This window comes from Deinococcus proteolyticus MRP (assembly GCF_000190555.1).
GTDB lineage: Bacteria > Deinococcota > Deinococci > Deinococcales > Deinococcaceae > Deinococcus > Deinococcus proteolyticus.
On record NC_015161.1, the window covers coordinates 1,078,559 to 1,102,253 of the forward strand.

The 23,695-nt window shown below is 66.3% G+C and carries 21 protein-coding genes and 1 pseudogene; 17 read left to right on the forward strand and 5 right to left on the reverse strand.

The window, feature by feature from the left end; all coding sequences use genetic code 11:
• Nucleotides 1–210: 210 nt before the first annotated feature.
• Nucleotides 211–696 carry a P-loop nucleotide/nucleoside kinase family protein gene (locus tag DEIPR_RS05215; RefSeq protein ID WP_041222545.1) on the forward strand — a complete coding sequence of 162 codons (486 nt, stop codon included), beginning with the start codon at nucleotides 211–213 and terminating at the stop codon, nucleotides 694–696.
• A gap of 8 nt (nucleotides 697–704) precedes the next feature.
• On the opposite strand, the gene tilS is transcribed toward DEIPR_RS05215, so the two are convergent.
• On the reverse strand, nucleotides 705–2,336 hold the full coding sequence (gene tilS, locus DEIPR_RS05220) for a tRNA lysidine(34) synthetase TilS (protein WP_342626720.1): 1,632 nt from the start codon (nucleotides 2,334–2,336) through the stop codon (nucleotides 705–707).
• 201 nt (nucleotides 2,337–2,537) lie between these two features.
• Here tilS and DEIPR_RS05225 point away from each other — a divergent pair, with 201 nt between their 5' ends.
• A complete protein-coding gene (locus DEIPR_RS05225; RefSeq protein ID WP_013614792.1) occupies nucleotides 2,538–3,041 on the forward strand; it encodes an Lrp/AsnC family transcriptional regulator in 504 nt (167 codons plus the stop codon).
• A 79-nt stretch (nucleotides 3,042–3,120) separates the two neighbouring features.
• Here the strand turns inward: DEIPR_RS05225 and DEIPR_RS05230 are convergent, their stop codons facing one another.
• Both DEIPR_RS05230 and DEIPR_RS05235 read right to left on the reverse strand, forming a co-directional pair.
• Nucleotides 3,121–3,621, reverse strand: coding sequence for a pyridoxamine 5'-phosphate oxidase family protein (locus DEIPR_RS05230; protein WP_041221957.1), 501 nt, complete (start codon nucleotides 3,619–3,621; stop codon nucleotides 3,121–3,123).
• 52 nt (nucleotides 3,622–3,673) lie between these two features.
• Entirely contained in the window at nucleotides 3,674–4,546 is an 873-nt protein-coding gene (locus tag DEIPR_RS05235) for a metallophosphoesterase family protein (protein ID WP_049775076.1), read from the reverse strand.
• A gap of 132 nt (nucleotides 4,547–4,678) precedes the next feature.
• On the opposite strand from DEIPR_RS05235, the gene plsY reads away from it, so the two are divergent.
• The 6 genes from plsY (at nucleotide 4,679) to DEIPR_RS05265 (ending at nucleotide 10,426) form a co-directional block, all read left to right on the forward strand.
• Nucleotides 4,679–5,296, forward strand: a complete 618-nt coding sequence (gene plsY / locus DEIPR_RS05240; RefSeq protein WP_013614795.1) for a glycerol-3-phosphate 1-O-acyltransferase PlsY — start codon at nucleotides 4,679–4,681, stop codon at nucleotides 5,294–5,296.
• 155 nt (nucleotides 5,297–5,451) lie between these two features.
• Nucleotides 5,452–6,429 (forward strand): HD domain-containing phosphohydrolase, encoded by a 978-nt coding sequence (locus DEIPR_RS05245; protein WP_013614796.1) that lies wholly within the window; start codon nucleotides 5,452–5,454, stop codon nucleotides 6,427–6,429.
• Between the two features lie 138 nt (nucleotides 6,430–6,567).
• Nucleotides 6,568–7,383 carry a DNA-formamidopyrimidine glycosylase gene (locus tag DEIPR_RS05250; protein ID WP_013614797.1) on the forward strand — a complete coding sequence of 272 codons (816 nt, stop codon included), beginning with the start codon at nucleotides 6,568–6,570 and terminating at the stop codon, nucleotides 7,381–7,383.
• Nucleotides 7,384–7,511: 128 nt separating this feature from the next.
• Complete coding sequence (gene pdxH / locus DEIPR_RS05255; RefSeq protein WP_013614798.1) at nucleotides 7,512–8,162, forward strand: pyridoxamine 5'-phosphate oxidase; 651 nt, start codon at nucleotides 7,512–7,514, stop codon at nucleotides 8,160–8,162.
• 59 nt (nucleotides 8,163–8,221) lie between these two features.
• Nucleotides 8,222–8,758 carry an NfeD family protein gene (locus DEIPR_RS05260; protein ID WP_013614799.1) on the forward strand — a complete coding sequence of 179 codons (537 nt, stop codon included), beginning with the start codon at nucleotides 8,222–8,224 and terminating at the stop codon, nucleotides 8,756–8,758.
• A 99-nt stretch (nucleotides 8,759–8,857) separates the two neighbouring features.
• On the forward strand, nucleotides 8,858–10,426 hold the full coding sequence (locus DEIPR_RS05265) for a flotillin family protein (protein WP_013614800.1): 1,569 nt from the start codon (nucleotides 8,858–8,860) through the stop codon (nucleotides 10,424–10,426).
• 437 nt (nucleotides 10,427–10,863) lie between these two features.
• Here the strand turns inward: DEIPR_RS05265 and DEIPR_RS05275 are convergent, their stop codons facing one another.
• Nucleotides 10,864–12,201, reverse strand: coding sequence for an NtaA/DmoA family FMN-dependent monooxygenase (locus DEIPR_RS05275; protein WP_013614801.1), 1,338 nt, complete (start codon nucleotides 12,199–12,201; stop codon nucleotides 10,864–10,866).
• 59 nt (nucleotides 12,202–12,260) lie between these two features.
• On the opposite strand from DEIPR_RS05275, the gene DEIPR_RS05280 reads away from it, so the two are divergent.
• The 9 genes and pseudogenes from DEIPR_RS05280 to DEIPR_RS14575 all read left to right on the forward strand — a co-directional run bounded on the left by DEIPR_RS05280 (nucleotide 12,261) and on the right by DEIPR_RS14575 (nucleotide 21,732).
• Complete coding sequence (locus DEIPR_RS05280; protein ID WP_013614802.1) at nucleotides 12,261–12,863, forward strand: TetR/AcrR family transcriptional regulator; 603 nt, start codon at nucleotides 12,261–12,263, stop codon at nucleotides 12,861–12,863.
• Nucleotides 12,860–13,594 carry an NADPH-dependent F420 reductase gene (locus tag DEIPR_RS05285; protein WP_013614803.1) on the forward strand — a complete coding sequence of 245 codons (735 nt, stop codon included), beginning with the start codon at nucleotides 12,860–12,862 and terminating at the stop codon, nucleotides 13,592–13,594. Before DEIPR_RS05280 ends, DEIPR_RS05285 begins: the two co-directional genes overlap by 4 nt.
• 40 nt (nucleotides 13,595–13,634) lie before the next feature.
• Complete coding sequence (locus DEIPR_RS05290) at nucleotides 13,635–14,636, forward strand: LLM class flavin-dependent oxidoreductase (RefSeq protein WP_013614804.1); 1,002 nt, start codon at nucleotides 13,635–13,637, stop codon at nucleotides 14,634–14,636.
• Between the two features lie 531 nt (nucleotides 14,637–15,167).
• Nucleotides 15,168–16,661, forward strand: coding sequence for an MDR family MFS transporter (locus DEIPR_RS05295; protein WP_013614805.1), 1,494 nt, complete (start codon nucleotides 15,168–15,170; stop codon nucleotides 16,659–16,661).
• Nucleotides 16,662–17,091: 430 nt separating this feature from the next.
• Nucleotides 17,092–19,785: a DNA polymerase I gene (gene polA / locus DEIPR_RS05300; protein ID WP_013614806.1), complete on the forward strand. Its 2,694-nt coding sequence runs from the start codon at nucleotides 17,092–17,094 to the stop codon at nucleotides 19,783–19,785.
• 3 nt (nucleotides 19,786–19,788) lie between these two features.
• The gene (locus tag DEIPR_RS14730; RefSeq protein ID WP_013614807.1) at nucleotides 19,789–19,923 is read left to right on the forward strand and encodes a hypothetical protein; all 135 of its coding nucleotides are present in this window, start codon (nucleotides 19,789–19,791) and stop codon (nucleotides 19,921–19,923) included.
• 45 nt (nucleotides 19,924–19,968) lie between these two features.
• Complete coding sequence (locus DEIPR_RS05305; protein WP_013614808.1) at nucleotides 19,969–20,304, forward strand: HXXEE domain-containing protein; 336 nt, start codon at nucleotides 19,969–19,971, stop codon at nucleotides 20,302–20,304.
• A 220-nt stretch (nucleotides 20,305–20,524) separates the two neighbouring features.
• Nucleotides 20,525–20,995, forward strand: a pseudogene (locus tag DEIPR_RS14570) (MFS transporter); the annotation flags it as partial.
• A gap of 50 nt (nucleotides 20,996–21,045) precedes the next feature.
• Nucleotides 21,046–21,732, forward strand: coding sequence for an MFS transporter (locus DEIPR_RS14575; protein WP_245532750.1), 687 nt, complete (start codon nucleotides 21,046–21,048; stop codon nucleotides 21,730–21,732).
• Between the two features lie 790 nt (nucleotides 21,733–22,522).
• On the opposite strand, the gene DEIPR_RS05320 is transcribed toward DEIPR_RS14575, so the two are convergent.
• Nucleotides 22,523–23,689: an amidase gene (locus DEIPR_RS05320; RefSeq protein ID WP_013614809.1), complete on the reverse strand. Its 1,167-nt coding sequence runs from the start codon at nucleotides 23,687–23,689 to the stop codon at nucleotides 22,523–22,525.
• Between the last annotated feature and the right edge of the window lie 6 nt (nucleotides 23,690–23,695).

Sequence of the window (23,695 nt, forward strand, 5' to 3'; positions counted from 1 at the left end):
TGACCGGAAGCGGCAGGCCAGCAGGAACGGGGTGAGGTAAGGCAGCCAGCCACACCAGGGAACATGTTTTCCGGTGCCCCCAGTGTAGGGGAAATGGCAGGAGCCGGAGGGAGGCATGCCCAGACGGATGGGCGGATGGGTGAGCGGAGCACTCCTCTCCACATGGCGCCCTTGCACCACCTGTGTCAGCCCCGTATCATCGGCCTTCTGATGCCCACCCTGCACCTGCTGGTCGGCCTGCCGGGAGCAGGCAAAACGACACTTGCCCGCCGCCTGGAACGTGCCGGCGCCCTGCGCCTGACCCCCGACGAGTGGATGAAACCGCTGTTCGGTGTGGACGACATAGACGGCAAACGCGGCCTGCTGGAGCGCGAGCTGCTGTGGTCGGTGGCCCACCGGGCGCTGGAGCTGGGGGTGGACGTGGTGCTGGACTACGGCCTGTGGTCGCCGCAGGAACGCGGCCTGTACCGTGAGCGGGCGCAGCAGCTGGGCGCCGCAGTGCAGCTGCATGTGCTGGACCTGCCGCTGGACGAGCTGTGGCAGCGATTGGAAGAGCGTAACGCGGGCGGCGAGCACCCCTTTCAGGTGTCGCGTGAGCAGCTGCACGAGTGGGAAGGCTGGTTCCAGCGGCCGGACGCCGGGGAACTGGCCGAGTTCGCCGGCGTGGAAAGCGCAGCAGGCAACGCGGCCGACTGAACCCGGACTCAGTCCTGGCGGCGGAATTCTGCGAAAGCTTTTTTCAGCAGCCCTGCACACTCGCCGGCCCGGTAGCCGCCCTGCACCTGTGGCCGCACGCCCCAGCGGTGGCCCAGCAGGTCGTGAACTCCGCCCAGTGCTCCGGCGCGGGGGTTGGCGGCGCCATACACGATGCGGCCTACGCGGGCTTCCAGCGCTGCCCCCAGGCACATGGGGCAGGGCTCCAGGGTCACGGCCAGCGTGCAGCCGCTCAGGTACGGGGTCCCCAGCGCAGAGGCCGCCTGACGCAGCGCTTCCAGCTCGGCGTGGCGGGTCATGTCACCGCGCTCACGGCTGCGGTTGCGGCCCAGGCCCACCACCGCACCTGCCGGGTCCAGCACGGCAGCGCCCACCGGCACCTCCTGCACGGCTGCCGCAGCCCTGGCCTGGGTCAGGGCCGCTTCCATGCCTTCCCACAGCGGGTCGTGCCAGCCGGTCCTCTCGCGGGCCCCTGCCGCCCATACTGGCGGGGTCAGACCCACCCACTGCACCCCCTGCGCCGATGCCAGCAGCGGCACCTGCGGGCGCCAGGCGCGGGGCACGCGGGCCTCAGCCAGCACGTCGCTCAGGCGGCGGGTGCCCCCGCTCAGCCGGATACGGTCGCCCGGCTGGGGGGTGCGCAGCTGCCAGTCCGGCGGAAAGGCGAAGTCGGGCGCGGCCCAGTCCGGCCGGGTTCCGGGAAGCACCAGCCGCCCACCCGTCACACTCGCCGGCTGTCCGTGTGGCAGGGTCAGGTGCCGGGTCTCCCCTGCCGCCAGTGCCCCGGCCAGGGCAGAAAGCTGCCCGGCACGCACCGCCAGGCCAGCCCGATCCAGTTCGGCGCGCAGCCAGCGGCGCAGCACCGCCGGCGGCTGCCCCACCAGGGGCGTGTGCGGCCCAATGGCGGCGGCCAGGCCAGACAGCACCGCCTCGTCCTCGGCGGCGCGGCCGGCCAGGCCAGACAGCGCCTCTTCGGCCGCCGGAAAACGGGAGCGCAGCAGCGGCAGCACTTCCAGCCGCAGCCATGCGCGGGTCAGGGCGGTGTCTGCGTTGGTGGAGTCTTCACGCCAGTCCTGTCCCAGCGCGCGCAAGTAGGCTTCCAGTTCCTCACGCGCTACCCCCAGCAGCGGGCGCTCCACCCCACCCCAGCGTGGGGCGATGCCGCTCAGCACGGCTTCACCGCGCAGCAACCGCATCAGCACCGTCTCGGCCTGGTCGCGGCGGGTGTGGGCGGTCAGCACCGTATCTATGCCCGCGTCTTTCGCTGTGCGCGTGAGGAACGAGTAGCGCAGCCGCCGCGCCGCGTCCTCCAGGTTCCAGCCGCGCACCTGTGCCACCCGGCCTACGTCGGCCCCACCGCCCACGTAGGGCACGCCCAGCCGTCCGGCCAGCGCCTCCACCCAGGCGGCGTCCTCGGCCGAATCGGGGCGCAATCGGTGGTCGAAGTGCGCCACCAGCGGCTCGGCCCCGGCAGCCAGCAGCGCGCGCAGCAGCGCCACACTGTCGGCCCCGCCCGACACTCCCACCACCACCTGCCGCGCACGGTAGGGGCGCAGCGCAGCTGTGAGAGCGTCCAGCACTGGCAGATGTCTGGCCGGAAAAGGTCTGCCTGGCAAAGTCACGCCTGGCAGTGTAGCTGGCCGGCAGCGCTTTCGGCCCTGTATAGTGGCTGGTCTGCAGTAGGCTGGGTGTATATTTTTCGGCGGCCACCTTGGCGAAACGTAAGGCCGTAAGGCATGTTCCGCCTGCTGCCCTGCGCCCTGCCCAGCCAGGGCACACGCCGCAGCCGACCCCGGCAACATTTCAACAACCCGAGGAACCCTATGAAAAAGACCGACGCCACCCCCGCCAAACGCAAGGGCCCCAGCGCCCTGAAACTCGACCAGCTGGACCTGCAGCTGGTAGACGCCCTGCAGCACGACGCCCGGCTCAGCATCCGCGAGCTGGGCCGGCGCCTGGGCGTTTCCGCGCCCACCGTGTCCGACCGGCTCAGCCGGCTGGAAGCGGCCGGCGTCATTCGCTCCTACGGCGCCGTGGTGTCGCTGGGAGCACTGGGCTACGGCGTGGTGGCGTTTGTGGGTGTGTTCGATACGGGCGAGAAGTTCGGAGCGCTGGACAAGTGGGCGCAGGAGCACCCCAACGTGCTGGAGTGCCACCACCTGACCGGCCGCTTCGCCGCGCTGCTCAAGGTGGCCGTGACCGACATCACCGCGCTGAACGACCTGGTGATGGAACTGGTGGACCTGGGCGTGCAGTGTGACACCAGCATCGTGCTGAAGTCGCCGGTCCCGGACAAACTGGTTACGGTGCAGACCCAGGCCGAATAAGCCGTCAGGCTGCGCAGCCCAACAAGCGGGGCGCCGGGAGAGCTGTTCTCCGGCGCCCCGCCTCCACTTCATCTGCAAACTATTCCAGCGATACGGTTTCGTTGCTGCCCATGTCGCCGCGCTCGCCCGTTACCAGGCCCTTGGCCAGCGCGAAGGCCGAGGCCAGCTTGCCGCTGCTCTCCCACAGCTCGGCGCCGTGGGTGTCCACGTGAATCAGCTGCACGTTGGGGTCGTCAATACCCTCAGGGAAGTAGGCCTTGTAAAAGTCACTCCAGACCTCTTCCAGCTTGGCGCGGTCCTCGACCAGGCGGGCGCGGCCGGTGATGCTGACATAGTTCTGCCCGTCCGGCTGGGCGTAGGCCAGGTTGATTTCGGGACGCTGTGAGATGTCGTGGACCCACTCGGTGTCCTTGCCACCGATAAACCACAGGTCTCCGTCAAAGTCCTGCTCCTGGGTGGTCACCGGGCGGCTGTGCAGCCGGCCCTGGTCCGTCTGGGTCACCAGCATGCAGAACTTGATGCCCTTGATCAGCGCGGCTACCCGCTGGACAGCTTCTTCACGGCTCATGTTGTCGCTCATGCCTCCAGCATGCCAGACCCGGCCCGGCCTCCGGCCGCGTGTGAAGCGAGGGTTAGCTCCGCTTCACACCGGCATCCCCACCGGGACGCGGCCAGCTCCAGTGCGGGTCGCCGGCCAGGAACTGCTGCCAGGTGGCCGGGGTACGGGGCAGCGCCTCGGCTTCGGTCCAGGCCCAGTAGGGCGTGTACAGGCTGCGCGAGGTGAGCAGCTCCTGGCGGAAGATCTCGGCGCTCAGGCCGGTGCGCAGGTAGCCGCTGTCGGCAAAGCGCCGCAGGCTGCCCGAGTGGTCATACTCCACCCGGACAATTTCAGGCTGCCAGCCGCCCGGCCCCGCCGTGAGCAGCAGGTAGGCGGCGCGGGGGTCCCCGTCGGCCGAGACACCCACACCGCCGGTGTTCAGCACCAGCGTGTCGCCGCTGCGGTGAATGACAGGGCGGTGGATGTGCGACCCCACCACCACCCGGTGCCCACCGGCCACCTCACGCAGCCGCTCCGGGCCCATGCGGTCGCTAAGGCCCTCGCGGTAGTTGTCGGCCGTGCCGTGCGCCACCAGCACGTCCGGTAGGCCGTCCACGTGCAGCACGTCCGAAAAGGCCCAACCCTGCGGCACGTACAGCAGCCCGGCCCGGTCCAGCGCCTCGGCGTTCCAGGCGGTGGCTTCCCAGAACGGGTCAGCGAACCACTCGGGCGGCAGGTTCTCGGAGCGCTCCTGCCAGAGCCTGAGCAGGTCGTCATGGTTGCCCAGGATGAAGGTCACGTCCTGGCGCTCCAGCAGTTCCTGCATCACAGCCGCCGAATCGGGGCCACGGTTCACCAGGTCACCGTTCACGGTGATGCGGTCCACGCCCCTCTTCTCCATGTCGCTCAGCGTGGCCCGCAGCGCCTGGAGGTTGCCGTGGATATCGGCCATAACGGCAACTTTCATAGTTAAATAGTGTACGCCGGTGCGGCGCAGGACTCTGTTCCGGCCGGCAGGTTTGGCGCGGGCAGCGGGCCGGGGCCACGCTTCATCCGCCCCGGTTTTCCCCGCCCCTGACTGCTGAACAACTGCTTTACAATGCGCGGCGTGACCCTAACCGATCTGCTGATGGCTGCGCTGTCCTACCTGCTGGGCGCAGTGCCCGCCGCCGCCTGGGTGGCCCGCTCGCGTGGCGTGGATATCCGCACCGTGGGCAGCGGCAACTCCGGCGCGACCAACGTGCTGCGCTCGCTGGGCAAAGGCCCCGCCGCTTTCGTGGCGCTGTTCGACATCCTCAAAGGTGTGCTCGCCGTGACACTGGCGCGCATGGTGGACCTCGACCCGCAGTGGGTGGCGCTGTGCGGCGTGCTGGCGGTGGTGGGGCACAATTTCAGCGTGTTTCTGGGCGGACGCGGGGGCAAGGGCGTCGCCACGTCCTTCGGCACGGTGGCGGCCCTTTCGCCGGCCATCGGCTTTTTCGCGTTCGTGCTGGCCATCTTCACCATGTGGCTGACCCGCTTTGTCAGCGCAGGCAGCATCATCGGGGCGGCCGCTGTCCTGGCGCTGCTGGCTTTCAGCTATCTGGTGCGCTTGCCGCCGCCGTGGTACGGCACCGCCGCCCTGGCTTTCTTGGCCCTGCTGCTGATTTGGCAGCACCGCGACAACATCGGGCGCCTGACCTCGGGCACCGAGCGGCGCCTGGGCGAAAAGGCCTGAAACGGTTCCATACGGTGGACGCAGCTGCTCCGCCACCCTTTCAGGAAGGGTACAGAGAGTTGCCCGCAGAGCGCCGCCGGCCCCCACCGCTGCTTCCAGAAGTCCGGTTCAAACCATGTCCTTGTGTCTGAACTCCGGTATCCCTACAATCCCTCATGCCGCCAGCAGATTCCTTTCTTGAAACCCTGGACGCCCTGCATGAGGGATCAACTTATCTGCGGCTGCTGAACGCCATGCCTGTCATGCTCTGGACCGCCGACGCTACAGGTGTCTGGCAACATGTCAACAGTCGCTGGGCCGACTACAGCGGCCTGACCGGGCACGCTGCAAGCTTCGGCTTCGAAGAAGCCATGCACCCCGCAGACATTCCGCGTGCCCTGGACGCATGGCGGCAGTCCATCAGCAGCCGGGACACCTACCGCATAGAGTACCGCCTGCGGAGCCAGGGCGGCAGTTACCGCTGGTTCCTGATCGAGGGCGTGTGCGTGACCGACAGGGCCGGCCAGGGGATTGCCTGGGTAGGCACCTGCACCGACATCGAAGCTCAGAAGCAGGCCGAACGGGAAGCGCTCGACACGCGTGAAGCGGGCCTGCGTGCCCTTGGCCTGGCCCTGGAAGCCCGCGACCGGGAGACGCGGGGGCACACCGACCGGGTCACCGCGCAGGCCCTGCAGCTGGGGCAGCTCATGGGCCTGAGCCCCGCGCAGCTGCATGACCTGCGGCTGGGCGCCTACCTGCACGACCTGGGCAAAATAGCGGTGCCCGACCATATTCTGCTCAAACCGGGTCCGCTGACCCCCGCAGAACGCAGGGAAATGCAGGGACATGCTGGCGAGGGCGAGCGGCTGGCCGCAGCTCTGGGTTTCGTTCCGCCAGCCGCGCTGGAGCTGGTGCGGCATCACCACGAACGCTGGGACGGCCAGGGCTATCCCGACGGGCTGGCCGGCGAATACATTCCGCTGCTGGCACGTATTTTCGCAGTGATTGACGTGTACGACGCGCTGACGAGCGACCGGCCCTACAAGCAGGCCTGGCCCCATGAACGGGCGCGGGCAGAGCTGCAGGCCGAGGCCGGGAAGCACTTCGACCCCGCCGCTGTCAGAGCTTTTCTGGAGCTGGAGCTGAGGGCGTAACGCCCCGCAAGCGACGCGGCGACCTTCCCCGGCTCCCCACCCCGCCCCTCTTTTCCCGCCGGACCACCCGCGCACGCCGGAAGCCGAAGGAGGTCTACATCCGGTTTGGCCGGCACTGGACCTTTTACCATTGACTCCATGCCCGAACTGCCCGAAGTGGAAACCACCCGCCGCAAGATTGCCCCGCTGGTCACCGGGCGCACCATTGTGGACATTCGGCACCTCAGCCCGAAAAAGTACCCGGACACAGGGCTGGCGCACGGCCGCACTGTGCTGGAGCCGCAGCGCCGGGGCAAGTACCTGATTCTGCCGCTGGCACAAGGCCCAGACGCTGCGCCCGACCGCGAACTCATCGTGCATCTGGGCATGACCGGGGGCTTCCGGCTGGAAGAAGGCCCGCATACCCGGCTGACCCTGCAGCTGGACAGCGGCGAGCTGCACTTCAACGACCCACGCCGCTTTGGCCGGGTGCGGGTGGTTCAGGCCGGCGACTACGCGGCGCTGCCCACACTGGCGGCGATGGGCCCCGAGCCGCTGGAAGACAGCTTCGAGCTGGAAGCGTTCGCGCAGGCCGCCGCCAAGGCCGGCGCCGTCAAGCCCTGGCTGCTCAGTCAGCGGCCCGTGGCGGGTGTGGGCAACATCTACGCCGACGAGGCGCTGTGGCGGGCCCGCATCCACCCCGCACAGAGGCACCTGAGCGCCGAGCAGGCGGCGCGTCTGCACGCCGCCGTCCGCGAGGTGATGCGCGAGGCGGTGGAGCTGGGCGGCTCCAGCCTGGGGAACGGCGTCAGCAACTACCGCCAGCATGACGGCGACTGGGGCGGCTTTCAGCTGCAGCATGCCGCCTATGGCCGGGGCGGGCAGCCCTGTCCCCGCTGCGGCACGACCATAGAAAAGACCGTGCTGGGCCAGCGCGGCACCCACTTTTGCCCACAGTGTCAGGTGTTGGAGTAAGGCAGGGCGGGCGTAGGCAGGCGGGCTTAGGCAGTCTGGCCCCGACCGCACCGCCGGCCGAAGTGAACTGGGGCAGCCAAGCCTTGCGCTCTCCACTGAAAGACGTGGTAGAGCGTTAAAATGGCCCCATGACCGACCTCACCGACCTGCGGCTGTCGTACACCCGCGCTGCCCTGAGCCGCGCCGAGATGAACCCGGACCCCGCCGCGCAGTTCAGTGAGTGGCTTCAGGCTGCCCTGAACGACCCCCGCCTGACCGAGCCGTACGCGTTCTCGCTGGCGACGGCAGATGCGCAGGGGCAGCCGACCGTGCGGACCCTGCTGCTGCGCGGCGTGGACGAAACGGGTGCCCTCAGTTTTTACACCGGCTACGACTCGGAAAAAGGCCGGGCGCTGGCCGAGAACCCCCGCGCCGAGATGCTGTTTTATTGGCCGGCGCTGGAGCAGCAGGTGCGCGTGCGCGGCAGTGTGCAGCGGCTGAGCGAGGCGGCCAGCACCGAATATTTCCACCAGCGCCCCCGCGAAAGCCAGCTGGCCGCCCACGCCAGCACCCCGCAGAGTGCGCCTATCGAGAGCCGCGCCGCGCTGGAAGCCAGGTTCGCCGCGCTGCACGAGCAGTTCGCGGGCCAGGAGGTGCCCAGGCCCGACTTCTGGGGAGGCTTCCGCCTGGTGCCTGAGCGCTGGGAATTCTGGCAGGGCCGGCCCAACCGCATGCACGACCGGCTGGTATACACCCGGCCGCCACACGGCGAGTGGACGCTGGAGCGCTTGATGCCCTGAGGCCCGGAAACTTCCGGTCTCCTGCCTGCGTATCTCTAGAGCAGGAGGACCAACGGCACATGGATTTCTATCTTCTCGCCCTTATCGTCGGTGGTGGCCTGCTGCTGCTGTCGCTGCTGGGCGGACACGACACGGACGCGGGCGACCTGCACACCGACCTGCATACAGAAGCCAGCGGCCCACACACTGAACCGGGCGACCTGGCGTCCTGGTTCTCGCTGCGGTCGCTGGTGTCCTTCACGGCCTTTTTCGGGCTGGCAGGGGTGCTGGGCCGCTGGCTGGGCCTGGGCAGCACCACGCAGCTGCTGACCGCGCTGCTGACCGGCCTGCTGGCCGGGGCGGTCACGGCGTACACCTTCCGGCTGGCCCGCCGGCACGGCAACGTCTCATTCGAGCCCGCCACCCTGGTGGGCCGGGTGGGGCAGGTCACCGTGCCGCTGGCCCCTGGCCGGCCAGGACGTGTCCTGGTGGCGGTCGGCGCCGGCACCGAGCAGCTAACGGCCCGCAGCGACATTCCGCTGGGTGCCGGCCGGCAGGTCATCGTGACGGCCGAGGAAGGCGGCGTACTGGAGGTGCAGCCCTGGGACAACCTGTAGCCCTAGGACAACCTGTAGAGCAGGGACGGCCTGCGGCCCTGACCGCCAGCCTCGCGCCCCTCCTTCCCCCCAACCTCTCACTTCTTCCCGGAGGACCCTATGATTCCAACCCTGATTGTCGGCGGCCTGACCCTCGTAGCCATCATCATCATTCTGGTGCTGCTGCAAACCATGCTGATTGTGGTGCCGCCCAACCGGGTGCTGGTCATTTCGGGCAGGAGCCGCGCCACCGCCAGCGGCGACCGGGTCGGCTACCGCGTGATTCGGGGCGGACGGGCCTTCCGCATTCCGGTGCTGGAAAAGGCCAGCTGGATGGACCTGACCACCATCCCGCTGGACCTGGGCATCGAGAACGCCTATTCCAAAGGCGGCATCCCCCTGCGAATTCATGCCGTGGCCAACGTGAAGGTGAACGCCAGCGAGCCGCAGCTGTCCAACGCCATCGAGCGCTTCTTGGACGTGCCGCGTGAGCAGCTGACCGGTATCGTGCGCGATACGCTGGAAGGCAACCTGCGCGGCGTGGTCGCCACCCTCACCCCCGAGGAAATCAACGAGGACCGCCTGCGCTTTGCCGAGGCGCTGATGGAAGAAGCCGAGCACGACCTCGCCAGCCTGGGCATCCGGCTGGACACGCTCAAGATTCAGAACGTGACCGACGAGAGCGGCTACCTGGACTCAATTGGCCGCCGGCAAACGGCCGAGGTGCTCAAAGAAGCCCGCATCGCGGAGGCCAACCGCAACGCGGAGGCCAGCGAGGTGGAAGCCCAGGCCAAACAGCGCGCCACCATCGCGCAGACGGTGGCCGAGCAGGCGATTTTGGAACGCCAAACCGAACTGCGGATTCGCCGTGCCGAGCTGGAAGCGCAGTCAGCCGCCCGCGAGAACGAGGCGCAGGTATCTGCCGAGAGGGCCAAGGTCACGGCCGAGCAGCAGCTGGAGCAAGAACGTATCATCCTCAACCAGAAACGCCTGGAAGCCGACATCGTGGCCCCTGCCCGCGCCCGCCGCGAAGCCGAGCTGCTGCGGGCACAGGCCGAAGCGGCGCCGATCATCGAAGAGGGCCGCGCCCGCGCCGAGGCGGTCCGCCAGGTGATCACCGCCTTTGCCGAAGCCGGCCCAGACGCCGAGCGGGCCTATGTGCTGAACATGCTGCCCTCGATTGTAGACACCTTTGCCGAGAGCGTAAAAGCGGTGGACATTGACCGGATTACGGTGATTGATTCGGGCGACGGCCGGGCCACCCAGAGTGCCATGCAGACGCTGCCGCGCAATATCGTGGGGCTGGTGGAGCAGGTCGAGACGGCGACCGGCGTGAACCTGCTGGGCCTGCTGCGTGACAGCGGCCAGCCCTCTCAGGGTGCAGGCTCCGGCCCGGACCGTGGCCCGCAGGGGGGCGGAAGCGGTGAGCGGCCTCAGGCCCCGACCTCCCAGGCCCCGACCTCCCAGGCTCAGACCTCCCAGGCCCAAACGTCCCAGACCCCGCCCCCCGCTCCGACCGCGTCGCCTACGCCCGCCGAGCCCGCGCCCATTCCGGCGCCCCGGACGCTGGCTGACCGCTTGCCCCTGGGCCGGCACGCCGAAACTCAAGCTCCGGCAACAGCAGCGGTAGAGCCAGCGCCGCCCAGCGTGGTGGTGCGCCGGGGTGAAGATATGACCTCGCCGCAGTAGGAAAAGGCGTATCCGTCAGGCCTGACTACTCCTCGAAACGTGGGACAAGCCATGCCAGACGCGAATTTCTCCAACCCGCACTTTTTAGCGAAGACATGGACGGGCAAACGGCAAACCGTCCATCTTCGTATCACTCCGCAGCCGGATACAGGGGGCAATGCCGTGCTCGCTCAGGAATACAAACCGGTCCTGGCCAATGAATTCACGGTCTGCGAGCAGACTGCTGATGCGGACAGTTGGGCAATGGGTCAAAAATGTGGCCGCCAGCTCCCTCCGTATGGGAGGAAGCGTCACATCAGCAGCAAACTGAATCCTTCTCACACCGCAGAGAGCATCAGCATGTTGACGTCGTTCTTGCCCAGCTTCCAGCCCGTCCGGTCGAGGATGGGCGTCGGCTGAATGGTGGTCTTCAGATTGTTCAAGACCACGCTGCGTTGTTAGCTCAGCCGCGCATCCAGCCCGTACTGGTGCGGTACGCCCAGATGGTCGCGCAGGGTGGTGCCTTCGTACTCAGTGTGGAAGAGGCCGCGCTCCTGCAAGATGGGAATCACTCCGTCTACGAAGGCATCTATTCCGTCTTCGTAGACGTCGATAGACACCCAGAAACCGTCCACTGCGCCCGCCTCGAACCATTCCTGCATGTGGTCGGCGGTGACTTCGGCGGGGCCGACCGGGGTGGGATGGTAATCAATGACGCCGTGCGCCAGGATTTCCCGAATCGTCCACCCTTCGCGGGCGACTTTGAGCGCGGTCGGTGAGCGGGGGTCGCCGGGGTTGGCCCGTGCCACCTGCAATTCCTGGGCGCTGAGTGGCTCATCCAGGCGGCTGGCCGAGAGCCGCAGCCCCAGCATCTGCCCCAGGTAAGGCACGCGGGACGGGAAGATGTCTTTGCCGAGTTGCAGGCGGCGGTCAATCGCCTCACGCTTGGTCACGCCCAGGGCGGGCATCACGCCAGCGAAGAACTTGATTTCGTCGGGGTCGCGTCCCGCTGCCTGGGCCGCTTGCCGCAGTGCCTGACGCTGAGAGCGGGCATCTTCGATGCTGAACGTCGCCCCAATCACGCCGCTGGCATACTGGCCCGCCACCTGTAGGCCGTATTCACCGCCACCCGCCTGAAAGATGACCGGCTGCCCCTGCTCCGAAGGCGGAATCGGCAGCGGCCCCTGCGCACCAACATGACGACCCTGCAGGCCGATGGGCTGAATCTTGGAGGCGTCCGCGTACTGACCAGTCGCCGCATCGTGAATCCAGGCGTCTTCGCCCCAACTGCCCCAGAGCGCTTGCACGATTTGCACCATTTCATGGAGCCTCTCGTACTTTTCCTGGCGCGGCATCGGGGCTTTGCCAAAGTTGGCGGCACTCCCCGGGTCGGAAGTCGGCACCACATTCCAGCCCATGCGCCCATGACTCATCACATCCAGCGTTTTGAACATGCGGGCGAGGTTGTAAGGCTCGTTGAAGGTGGTGGAAGCTGTCGTGACCAGACCGATGCGGCTGGTTTCGCGGGCCACCGCCGCCAGCGTCAGCAGCGGCTCCAGCGTCAGCATGGAAGGGTGATGGGAAATATCGGTATCCAGCCCCAGAAAATCGGGCAGGAACAGGAAATCAAACTTGCCCCGCTCGGCAGCCTGCGCGTAACGCACCAGCGCGTCAAAATCGGTGGCTCCACCCTTGGGAACCCCAGGCATCCGCCAGGCGTGCGGCTGTGAGCCGTAGCCATTGCCAAAGTGCATCCCGAGGATCATCTTCTTATCTGGAGTCTCTCTCCGTTTCATGGTAGAATGATACGGAGGAGTTCTCCACTTTGCAAGAGGAGACTCAAGGAGGAAAGACATTGACCCCTGAAACCACACGCAAACCCCGTGCCGACGTGCTGCGCAACCGCGCACTGATTCTGGAAACGGCCCAGCTCCACTTTTTGCAGCAGGGCGTAAACACCTCACTGGACGCGATTGCCAAGGAAGCAGGTATTGGTCCAGGCACCCTGTACCGCCACTTCCCGACCCGCGAGGCGTTGCTGGCCGCCGTGTTGCAGACCCGCTCGGAGGAACTCGCGCAGCGCCACGCCGAGGCTGCAAGGCTGAGTGACCCGTCCGAGGCTTTGCAGGTCTGGCTGAGTGCCTTAGAGGAGTATCTCAGTTCGTTCAGCGGCCTCCCCGAACCCCTGATGGCGGCGGCGCGGGCGAGTGAAGCGGACAATCCCCTCACCCTGCCCTGCACCGAGCTGACGGAGATGACGGAGGATTTTCTCGCGCCTGCACAGCGTTCGGGGGCGGCACGCCCAGACGTGACTGGACGCGACCTCTTTATGGCCGCGGCAGCCCTGGCGTGGGTCAGAGGTGCAGACAGTACCGAGGGCGCTTCACTGGCGGGCCTGCGCCGACTGGTAGCCGAGGGTTACCGGCAGCCGACTCTAGACACGGGAGAAACAGCATGAACATCGGCATTCTTGGAGCAGGCCATATTGGCGCGACACTGGCGCAAAAGCTGGCGGCTCAGGGGCACAGTGTCAAACTCGCCAATTCCAGAGGGGCCGCTTCCCTGCGCGACCTCGCCGCCCGCATCGGCGTGACGGCGGCAGACCAGAAAGACGCGGTCAAGGATGTGGAGGTCATTATCGTCTCAGTGCCGTTGGCGAACGTTCCGCAGTTGGCCGAGTTGCTCAGCGATGTTCCTCAAAGTGTCGTCCTGATCGATACGACCAACTATTACCCGTTCCGGGACGGTACGCTGCCTGCACTGCAAGCGGGCCAACCGGAAAGTGTCTGGGTGAGTGAACAATTGGGCCGACCCGTAGTGAAAGCCTGGAACGCGGCCCTGGCTCAGACGCTCAGCAGCCGGGGGCAACCTGCTGGAACACCAGGTCGGCTGGCCCTTCCCGTTGCAGGCGACGACGCCGAGGCCAAACAGATTGCCAGACGACTCGTACAGGACAGCGGCTTTGACGCGCTGGACGCTGGCCCGCTGGCCGAATCCTGGCGGCAGCAACCGGGCACTCCGGCGTACTGCACCGAGTTGACGCTGCCTGAACTGAACACTGCCCTTGCAGCGGCTGACCAGCAACGTGCCCCGATTAACCGCGACGCGGCGATGGAACGCCTGATGAACCTGGGCCGCACGCCCACCCACGACGAAATCGTGCAAATCAACCGCGACGCCTCGGCCTGAAGTGCAGAAGCAACCCCCAAGACACAGGAGATAAAAACCTATGCCCGTTTCCGTTCCCCTTTCCCTTCTCGATTTGACCCGCGTGCGCCTTGGCGAGAGTGCTGCCGAAGGCATCGCCCGCAGCGTGCGCCTTGCTCAGACCGCTGACCGCCTCGGCTACCACCGCCTGTGGTTTGCCGAACATCACAACATGGCGTCGGTGGCGTCGGCGGCAACGTCCCTCATCGTTCAGCATGTGGCGACCCAGACGCAGAATCTGCGCGTCGGGGCGGGCGGCGTGATGCTGCCCAACCATTCGCCGCTGGTGATTGCCGAGCAGTTCGGCACGCTCGAAACCCTTTTCCCGGGCCGGATTGACCTTGGCCTTGGCCGCGCCCCCGGCACCGACGGTCAGACCATGCGGGCACTGCGGCGCGATGGGAGCGAGGCCGACCGTTTTCCCTCGGACGTGCTTGAGCTGCACGGCTACCTCAGCGGAGAGACGCGCATTCCGGGCGTTCAGGCTTACCCGGGTAAAGAGACCCACGTTCCCCTCTATATCCTCGGCTCGTCGCTGTTCGGGGCTGAGTTGGCGGCGCAGCTGGGCCTGCCCTACGCTTTTGCGTCACATTTTGCGCCCCCAGCGCTGAATCAGGCGGCGAGGCTCTACCGTGGGACTTTCAACGCGGACGGCCCACTGGCCCCAGCGGACGCCAAGCCGCACTTCATCGCCGCCGTGAACGTCATCGCGTCCGACGACGAAAGCACCGCCCACGAGCAGCGCCGACTGGCCGAAGACGAGTGGCTTCAGGGCATGTTCGGACGAGGAGAACGCGTCTTCAGCGCCGACGAGCTTGAGATGCTGCGCGAGTCCTCGCAGGCCCAGCAGGTGTTGCAGATGCTGAGCCGCACCGTCGCAGGGACGCAGGCGGAGGTCGTCGCTGGCCTCAACGCTCTGGTCAAGGAAGTGCAGGCCGACGAATTGATTCTGGTGAATCTGGCCGCCGAGGAGGAACATAAGCACCGCACGCTGGAACTGCTGGCCCCTAACGCCAGAGGTTGAGACGGGGTCGGCCTCAAACGAGACCTCCTCAGAAAGTGGGGTTCGGGCCGCCTCCAACGGGTCGCACGGAAGTGTCGCCCCTCGGCCGAATCCCCGCTTTCGCCAACTTGTAAAGCTGCGGAGCAGAGCAGGGCGAGTAGGACTCGTAAAGCCGCTTGCGGAGAAGATTCGCCAGGAATGACAGAGTGACTTTTGCAAGAGGTCTACTGGTTCCCCAGAAGGTAAAGCGCCGCTTTCGGCGGTGCTTCCATCTATCGGAACTTTGCCTGAGCCACAAAAGGCAACATTCAGGCAGCCAGGTCAGGCAGCTATTGAGCCCTACCCGGCGGGGCAGTTGCATTTCGGAGAATGCCTCCGTATTATTTACCTCAGAAGTGGAGACAGCCTCCACATTAAGGACATATCAGGAAGCCCCCGCCTTCATCGACAGTCGGCGGTTCTTCGGCACTGGGATAGGAAAACTCCTCCCCCGGTCGTCCTGACTGATGGATTGTTCAGCCCATTCCCGATTCCATTCTCCGAGGCCACCTTATGACCGAACATCTGACGACCGCCCCTCCAACGGCTGCTGCGCCCGCCGCAACGGAAGACACCGAAGCCCGTGACCGCAGCATCATCACGGTGCTGCTCATCGCCACCTTCGTGGTCATCCTGAACGAGACCATCATGAATGTCGCTTTGCCTAGACTGAGTGAGGAATTCAACGTGGCCGCCAGTGTGGTGCAGTGGCTGGCGACGGCTTTTATGCTCACGATGGCCGTGGTGATTCCCGCTACCGGCTTCCTGATGCAGCGGCTGACCACACGCACCGTCTTTTTCGCAGCTATGGGCATTTTTGGCCTCGGCACGCTACTGGCCGGGCTTGCTCCCAATTTCGAAATCCTGCTGCTGGCCTGCATCGCGCAGGCTATCGGCACCGCCATCATGACCCCGCTGCTTTTTACCACCGTTCTGACGCTGGTGCCCGCCAGTCGGCGCGGCGCGGTCATGGGTACCATCACGATTATGATAGCGGTCGCGCCTGCACTGGGGCCGACCGTAGGCGGAGCCATCTTGCAGTATCTGTCGTGGCGTTACCTGTTCTTCTTCGTGCTTCCTATCGTGCTGGCGGTGACTGCTTACGGTGCCCGCACGCTGGTCAACTACAGCGAGCCGCAGCGTGTTTCGCTTGACCTTCCGTCATTCCCGCTCGCGGCGCTGGGCTTCGGTGGGTTGGTCTACAGCCTCAGTAGCCTGGGCGAGTCACATGCAGGTCTGGGCGCCCCCCTGGTGAGCGGGTCCCTGCTGGTCAGTCTGGTGAGCCTGGGGCTGTTCGTGTGGCGGCAGATTTTCCTGCAACGTCACGGCACGCCCCTGCTGGATTTCCGGGTGCTGCGCTACCCCATCTACACGCTGGGCTTGACGGTGCTGGCTTTGCTGGCCCTGGTGCTGTTCGGCAGTGGGATTCTGCTGCCCATGTACGTGCAGCAGGTGCGCGGACTTGACCCTCTCCAGACTGGCCTGCTGATGCTGCCGGGTGGCCTGCTGATGGGTCTGCTGTCGCCTGCCATTGGCCGCATGTCCGACCGCTCCGGCCCCAAAGCACTGGCAACGGCGGGCGGCATCATGCTGACGCTGGCCCTGTGGGGCCTCAGCCGCATCACGGCAGAGACGGGCGTGCCGCACATCTTGAGCCTGCACGTCGTGATGAGCCTAGCGATGGCTATGATTTTCACTCCGGTGTTCAGTGCCACTTCCAGCCCACTTCCCTCCCGCTTCTACGGTCACGGCAGCGCCCTGATCAGCACGCTGCAGCAGGTAGCGGGCGCGGCAGGTACGGCCTTGCTGGTAACCGTGATGACCAGCCGCGCGGCGCAGGCGGCGACTGAAATGGCCCCGCCTCTGGCTCAGGCGGAAGGCATCCGAGCAGCTTTCCTGGTCGCGGCGGGCGTCTCTCTGCTGGTGACCCTGCTGGCCCCCTTCTTGCGCAATGGCACGCCACCTGGAGGAGAGGCAGAAGGCGAGCGGATAGCTATGGGTCACTGAGATGAAGGACCATCAGAGGAACCTTCTGCCGTAGCCCTTCTGCCTCCAGAACTGTCCATCTAAGCTCTGGACCCGTCTCGACCTGACTCCCCCACAACACGCGGTACCAGCCGTGCCAGACGGCTCCAATGTTCAAGGATTGGATGGCTAAGCAACTCCCGCAGCTCGTCCAATTCCAGTCGGAACAGATTTGTACTGCTGTAGTCATGCGCCTAGGCACCAGATCAAGCCGATGGCGATCACCCTCAGCAATGTTGATACACGCTTGGCCTGGGTCAATCCCGCTCCCTCCACGTTGAACCCCTCTGGCCTTGGGGGCTGGGTGCTGATTTCCGCACTGTGCTCTGATAACTCTGGTGCACTGGCAACTCCGGTGCTCTGGCGCCAGCCCGGCGGCCAGCCGCGCCGTCCCCGCCTGTAGACTGGCCGCATGTCTGTTCCCTCCCGCACTGCCCAGCCCGAAACGCTGGTGCTGATTGACGGCCACGCGCTGGCCTACCGCTCGTATTTCGCCCTGCCTCCGCTCAGCAACTCCGGGGGCGAGAGCACCCACGCCATCGTGGGATTCATGCGCCAGGCGCTGCGGCTGGCCCGGCAAAAGGGCAACCAGCTGGTGGTGGTCTTCGACCCGCCCGGCGGCACGTTCCGCCATGAGCAGTACGAGGACTACAAGTCGGGCCGCGCCGAGACGCCGAGCGACCTGCCGCCGCAGATTCGCCGTATTCGCGAGCTGGTGGACGCCCTGGGCTGGCCCCGGCTGGAAGAAAAGGGCTACGAAGCCGACGACGTGATTGCCTCGCTGACCCGGCGGGCGCAGCGCGAGGGAATGGAGGTCCGCATCCTGACTTCCGACCGCGACGCCTATCAGCTGCTGGCGGATGACGTCAAGGTCATCAAAAACGACAATTCGCTGTTCGGCCCCGAGGACGTGCTGGACAAGTACGGCGTGACGGTGGAGCAGTGGGTGGATTTCCGCGCCCTGACGGGAGACGCCAGCGACAATATTCCCGGTGCCAAGGGCATCGGTCCCAAGACGGCCACCAAAATCCTGCAGGAGTACGGCACACTGGACGCCGCGCTGGACGCCGCCAAAGCCGGCACGCTGCAGCCCAAAGGCACCCGTCAGAAACTGCTGGACAGCGAGGACGCCGTACGGTTCAGCCGCGAGCTGTCGCAGATGGTGTGCGACCTGGAGCTGGCCTGCGAGCTGCGGGCCGGGCGCGGCGCCGGCGACCCGGCCCGGCTGAACGAGCTGCTGGAAGAACTGGAGCTGGACTCGCTGCGCGGCGACATCGCCCGGCTGGTGGCCGGCGAACTGGCCACGGGCGACGCAGCCCCGCAGGATTCCGGCGGTGAACCCCCTGCTGGAACCCTGGCCGAGTTCAGCACACCCGAAACTGGCGAGTGGCAGGCCCCCGCCCCCGAACAGGCCGGGCAGGCCACCTGGGGCTACGTGCTGAGCCGTGAAGACGACCTGACCGCCGAGCTGCGCGGCGCCGCCTGGCTGGACGGCCGTGTGGCGCGGCCGGTGCCCGCGCTCCCGGAAACCCCGGCCCTGTTCGAGCTGGCCGCGGAAGCGGCCCCCGCGGCCCCCAAAAAGCGCGGCAAGGCCAAAGAACCCCAGCCCCAGGCCGATGAAACTGTCCTGACAGCGGCCCTGGCCGGACAGGAGCTGGACGCGGCCGGGGCCAAGGCGCTCGCCACCTGGCTGAGCGTGCGCGGCGGCGACGTGACTCCCGGCGACGACCCCTTGCTGCTGGCCTACCTGCTGGACCCGGCCAACACGGCGATGCCAGCGGTCGCCAAACGCTATCTGGACACCGACTGGCCCGAGGACGCAGGCACGCGGGCAGCCATCGCCGCGCAGCTGCTGGAGCTGCTGCCCCCACAACTGGACGCGGCGCGGCTGAAGCTGTACACCGAAGTGGAAAAACCGCTCAGCGGCGTGCTGGCCCGCATGGAAGCGCGTGGGGTACGGCTGGACAGCGAGTACCTGCAAGGCCTCTCGCTGGCACTGGCGGAGCGGCTGGAGCGGCTGGAAGCCCAGATTCATGAGGCAGCCGGCCGCGAGTTCTCCATTCGCAGCCGTGACCAGCTGGAAGCTGTGCTGTACGACGAACTGGGGCTGGCGAGCGGCAAAAAGACCAAGCTGACCGGCAAGCGCTCCACCGCCATGACGGCTCTGGAGCCGCTGCGGGACGAGCATCCCATCATCCCGCTGATTCTGGAATACCGCGAGCTGGAAAAGCTGCGCGGCACCTACTTGGACCCCCTGCCCCGGCTGGTCAATCCGCGCACCGGGCGGCTGCACACCACCTTTGCCCAGACGGCGGTGGCGACCGGCCGCCTGAGCAGCCTCAACCCCAACCTCCAGAACATTCCCATCCGCTCGGAAGAAGGCCGGCAGATTCGCAAGGGCTTTATTGCGGACGGGGGCTTCCGGCTGGTGGCGGCCGATTACTCGCAGCTGGAACTGCGGCTGATGGCGCACATCGCAGGCGACGAGCCGATGCAGCGGGCCTTTCAGGAAGGGGCCGACATTCACCGCCGCACCGCCGCGCAGGTGCTGGGGCTGGATGAGTCCACAGTAGACGTCAACCAGCGCCGCGCCGCCAAAACGGTGAACTTCGGCGTGCTGTACGGCATGAGCGCCCACCGCCTCAGCAACGAGCTGGGGATTCCGTACGCCGAGGCCACCAGCTTTATCGAAAACTATTTCGGCATTTATCCGGGCATTCAGCGGTACATCGAAGAAACGCTGGAATTCGGACGGCAGCACGGCTATGTGGAAACCCTGTACGGCCGCCGCCGCTACGTGCCAGAGCTCAAGGCCCGCAACCGCAACCTGCGCGAAGCCGGCGAGCGACTGGCCTACAACATGCCGATTCAGGGCACCGCCGCCGACATCATGAAAATGGCGATGGTGGCGCTGGAGCCGCAGCTGGACGCGCTGGGCGCCCGGATGCTACTGCAGGTCCACGACGAACTCCTGATTGAAGCCCCCGCCGACCGCGCCGAGGAGGTCGCCGCGCTAACCCGGCAGGTGATGGAAGGTGTCGTGGAGCTGAACGTGCCGCTGGCGGTGGAAGCCGGCATCAGCGACAACTGGTATGAGGCAAAATAGGGAATGCCGAAAAGGAGCTGTGAAGCTGGGTCTGCCCTGGGCAGGCCCGCCAGGCTGCACCCCATTTACCCGCTGGCTCTGCTGCTGACCTGGGTCGTCCACGACGCCGAGGAGCTGCGCGACCTGCAAACCTTCTAGCCGCCAGTGCCGGTCCCGTTCACCAGGCAAGCCGCTCAGGACCACATGAGCCGTGGTGTCAAGGTGATGGGCGGCCTGATGGTGGTCCTGGCCGGCGTGGGGATGGTCAGCGGCGGGCGGCATCCCCTGTTCCGCGCCGCCGTGCGGGCCAACCTGGCCCACGCCCTGTGGCATATCGGGGCCACTGCCGCGCTGGGCCGCAAAACGCCGGGGGTCTGGACCGCCGCTGGCCTGGTCCTGCCCGCCACGCTGCTGAGCGAACGTGCCCTGGACCGTGCAGAAGTGCCGCCGCCACCTGCCAGTTCCGTGGCCCTGTTTCCGGCAGCTCTGGTCACGGCCCATACGCTGGCCTGGGCCTGGGGGCGAACTGCCAAGCGCTGAGTGGCGCAGGATATGGGCACAGGTGGCTGAACGTGTAGTGAACGCAACCGCAGCAGCGTGGCAGGAGGAGCTGCCTTTGCCGCCTCTGCGGTCAATCTGTCCGAAAGGTCAAAGCCAGACTGAAGGCAAGCGACAGACATACAAACCGACTCCCGCTATGCTGGCGCTACTTCCCAGGAGGACCTTCCGAGTAGAGTAGCCGGCGCCGCAACCTGGGGGCATGACCACACCTCAGCTCAGGTCCACGCGACTTTGGAACAAGAACTTTGTGCTGTGGTGGCTTGGCAGCGCCCAGAGTGCTTTCGGTACGGCGCTGGCCAGTATTGCCACCAGTTTCCTGGTATTGCACCAGACCGGCAGCGCAGGAGCAATGGGCCTCAATCTCGCGCTGGGCCTACTTCCAGCATTACTCCAACCCTTCATGGGCGCCGTAGTAGACCGCTTGCCACTCAAACCTCCACTTATCCTAGGGAACCTGCTGCGTGGCCTCCTGCAAATCAGCGTCGGCCTGCTGGCCCTACGCGGCGAGGTCCCGCTGACCCATATCTACTTGGCCTCTTTCCTCACGGGTCTGATTGGAGCCTTCTATATGCCAGCCACTCAGGGGATGGTGGCACGGCTGGTGCCCGCCGAGCATCTGGAGCGAGCCACTGGTCTGATACAAGGAAGCAGTCAACTCATGACGATGCTTGGCTACGCAGGGGGCGGCGTGCTGGTCGCGTCACTGGGACGGGCGCAGGCTTGCTGGACGGCTTTAGCTTCCTGCTCTTTGCGGCACTGCTCCTTCTGGTCCAGTTTCCAACCCGCGCTCCAAGAGCGGCCGGCGAGACAGTCTGGCAAACATTTCGCGAAGGGCTACAGTACGTCCGGGGACGCACTCTGCTGGTCGGTCTGCCAGCGGTATCCTTTCTGCTCAATGCCTCATTTGCCCCAGTTGAAATGTTACTGCCAGGAAAAATGCTGGCTTTGGGGGCAGGTGAACGGGGATTCGGTCTGTTTTTTGGCCTTTTGCTGGGCGGTATGGCAGCGGGAAGCCTGCTGGCAACCGCGCTGGGGCCGAAGCTGAAAGCTCAGGCCGCTTCGGTGTGGGGCATGGCCGCCGTAGGGCTTTGCCTCCTGACACTGGCCCTTACAGGAACTGCTCTGCAGATGTATGTTTTGGCGGCGCTGCTGGGTATCGCCATCGCCCTGGGCAACTTCGGCACCGGAGTGATATTTCAGCGCTACGTGAACCCAGACTACTTCGGGCGGGTAGGCAGCCTCATCAGCACGGTCAGCATGGTTGGGATGCCGCTGACCCTACTGGCACTTGCGCCCGTTGCCGACAGATTGAGCATCCAGACTGTTTTTGCCAGTTCAGGCAGCCTTTGTTTGTTGGGAGCTGCGGTCTGGGCAAGGCTCCTGAACCGCACGGAACTTGGGATATGAAGGCCGGCCGAGTGGGCTTATCTTTCAGCGGGAAGAAGCCCTAGAGTGAACAGGTAAGGCCGCCGTCCGTCTGCTTCTGGTGCTGATCTGACGGCCTGCTGGGTGGCCCAGCGCTGAAGTTCACGCAGCCGGCGCTCGTACTCTGCGGCCACTTCAGGCGTGAGGTGAATCTTGCCCACTGCATCAGCGCTCCATAAGTTGCCGGTTCTGACGCTGGGGGCGCAGACATAGGTCTCAGATTATGGGCCAAGTGGCCGGCTAAGGTTCTTTCAACGACTATTTCCAGAGCGGAGTTGCAGAAATGCTGCCCTACCGCCTGATAGGTCTGCAAATGAAGTGGGCCCAGTAAGGTACTGATCCATTCTTCTCCATCGGCAGCGCTGGTCAGGTGCATAGGGACGTGATACCTCTGCGCCGCTGCACGGTAAAGCTTGATAGGCCGACCACCCCGGCCGCGCTGTCCCACCACATGAGTCAGCCCTGCACGTTCCAGTCGAGTAAGGCGGTAATGGGCGGCCTTGAGTGGGAGCCCAGCGACCTGCGCCACCTCCGAAGCGCCACGTGGGGTATCCAGCAGCGCAGACAGTACCGTGACATACCCCTCAGAGAGAAGTAGCCGTGCCTGCTGCGTGGTGTGCGCCTGCAAGGTGATGGGCTGGTGGGGCCCGAGTTGTCGCTGTTCGGCTGGGTGACTGGTCACACGTCTATGATGCACGTACAACCCTTCGCATACGGATTCAGGGAGCCGTGCCGTCGAGGCGATACTGGGCCCCGAGGCAAGGCCACCGCTTCATCCGGCCAGCTCGCGCACCAGCCCCAGCAGGCGGGCGTCCTCGCCCCAGGGGGCCACCAGCTGCACGCCCAGCCAGTCCACCGCCGAGGGCACGGCCACTGCCGGAGAGCCCAGCATCGAAAAAGGCGCAGTCAGCCGCAGCACGGCAGGCCGGATATTGGCCGGGCCACCTGCCAGCGCCACCTCTTCTACACCGATGCGGGGCGGGCAGCAAGGCACGGCGGGAGCCAGAAGCAGGTCACAGCTGCTGAACACGCCGGCCAGCAGCGTGCGGTACTCCTCTCGGCGGGCGTAGGCGGCCTGCATCTCTGCAGGGCCCAGCGCCTGACCAGCGCGCAGCTTCTCCAGAATCTCGGGGCTGAAGCCGGGGTCGGCCTGGGCCAGAGCCGCCGCGTGAACCTGCGCCGCCTCGTGGCCCACGATGGGACTGTAAGCGTCCAACATGTCGGGCAGGGTGACCGGCTGCAACACCGCGCCCAGCTGTTCCAGTCGCTGCGCCATGCCGCTTAGGGCCTGCTGCGCGTCCGCACCCAGCCAGCCTTGTGGGTGCCACACCCCCACCCGCAACCCGGCCCAATCCTGCGGCGGCACCGTTTCGCCGCTCAGGGCTTCATGCACGCGCATGATGGTCCCGAACTCACGGGCCAGCGGGCCAGCGTGGTCACAGGTGGGGCTCAGCGGCAGCACGCCGGCTGTGGGCCAGGCCGGGTGGTCCTTGGTGGGCTTGTAACCGTAGAGGCCGCACCACGCTGCCGGAATGCGGATAGAGCCGCCGGTATCGGTGCCCAGCGCGAAATCGACCTGTTCCAGCGCCGCAGTGACTGCCGCGCCGGAGCTGCTGCCCCCCGTGACGTGGCCCGGCAGGAAGGGATGCTCGGTGCCGCCAAAGGCGTTGGCACCCAGGATACCCATAGCGATTTCGTGCAGGTGGGTCTTGCCGGCGGCGCTGGCTCCCAGCTGCAGCAGGTGCGTGACCAGCGGACTGGGCGCCACCTCCGGCAACAGGGCGCGGGTGCTGGCGCTCAGCGGCCAGCCGGCCACCCCAAACAGGTCCTTGACGGAAAAGGTCAGCCCCGCAAGGGGGCCGCCCGGCACTCCGGGCAGCGGGTCGGCGGGGCGGTAGGCCCAGGCCCGCCGGGGGTCAGAGAAGGAAGGAGCCGGCATGGGCAC

Coding starts and splice junctions, on each gene's coding strand:
- DEIPR_RS05245 (WP_013614796.1), top strand. CDS start 5,452: ATGCCGCCAGCAGATTCCTTTCTTGAAACCCTGGACGCCCTGCATGAG.
- DEIPR_RS05290 (WP_013614804.1), top strand. CDS start 13,635: ATGCCCGTTTCCGTTCCCCTTTCCCTTCTCGATTTGACCCGCGTGCGC.
- DEIPR_RS05265 (WP_013614800.1), top strand. CDS start 8,858: ATGATTCCAACCCTGATTGTCGGCGGCCTGACCCTCGTAGCCATCATC.
- DEIPR_RS05305 (WP_013614808.1), top strand. CDS start 19,969: ATGAGCCGTGGTGTCAAGGTGATGGGCGGCCTGATGGTGGTCCTGGCC.
- DEIPR_RS14730 (WP_013614807.1), top strand. CDS start 19,789: ATGCCGAAAAGGAGCTGTGAAGCTGGGTCTGCCCTGGGCAGGCCCGCC.
- DEIPR_RS05320 (WP_013614809.1), bottom strand. CDS start 23,689: ATGCCGGCTCCTTCCTTCTCTGACCCCCGGCGGGCCTGGGCCTACCGC.
- plsY (WP_013614795.1), top strand. CDS start 4,679: ATGCGCGGCGTGACCCTAACCGATCTGCTGATGGCTGCGCTGTCCTAC.
- DEIPR_RS05250 (WP_013614797.1), top strand. CDS start 6,568: ATGCCCGAACTGCCCGAAGTGGAAACCACCCGCCGCAAGATTGCCCCG.
- DEIPR_RS05235 (WP_049775076.1), bottom strand. CDS start 4,546: ATGAAAGTTGCCGTTATGGCCGATATCCACGGCAACCTCCAGGCGCTG.
- DEIPR_RS05260 (WP_013614799.1), top strand. CDS start 8,222: ATGGATTTCTATCTTCTCGCCCTTATCGTCGGTGGTGGCCTGCTGCTG.
- DEIPR_RS05225 (WP_013614792.1), top strand. CDS start 2,538: ATGAAAAAGACCGACGCCACCCCCGCCAAACGCAAGGGCCCCAGCGCC.
- pdxH (WP_013614798.1), top strand. CDS start 7,512: ATGACCGACCTCACCGACCTGCGGCTGTCGTACACCCGCGCTGCCCTG.
- DEIPR_RS05275 (WP_013614801.1), bottom strand. CDS start 12,201: ATGAAACGGAGAGAGACTCCAGATAAGAAGATGATCCTCGGGATGCAC.
- DEIPR_RS05285 (WP_013614803.1), top strand. CDS start 12,860: ATGAACATCGGCATTCTTGGAGCAGGCCATATTGGCGCGACACTGGCG.
- polA (WP_013614806.1), top strand. CDS start 17,092: ATGTCTGTTCCCTCCCGCACTGCCCAGCCCGAAACGCTGGTGCTGATT.
- DEIPR_RS05215 (WP_041222545.1), top strand. CDS start 211: ATGCCCACCCTGCACCTGCTGGTCGGCCTGCCGGGAGCAGGCAAAACG.
- DEIPR_RS05295 (WP_013614805.1), top strand. CDS start 15,168: ATGACCGAACATCTGACGACCGCCCCTCCAACGGCTGCTGCGCCCGCC.
- DEIPR_RS05230 (WP_041221957.1), bottom strand. CDS start 3,621: ATGAGCGACAACATGAGCCGTGAAGAAGCTGTCCAGCGGGTAGCCGCG.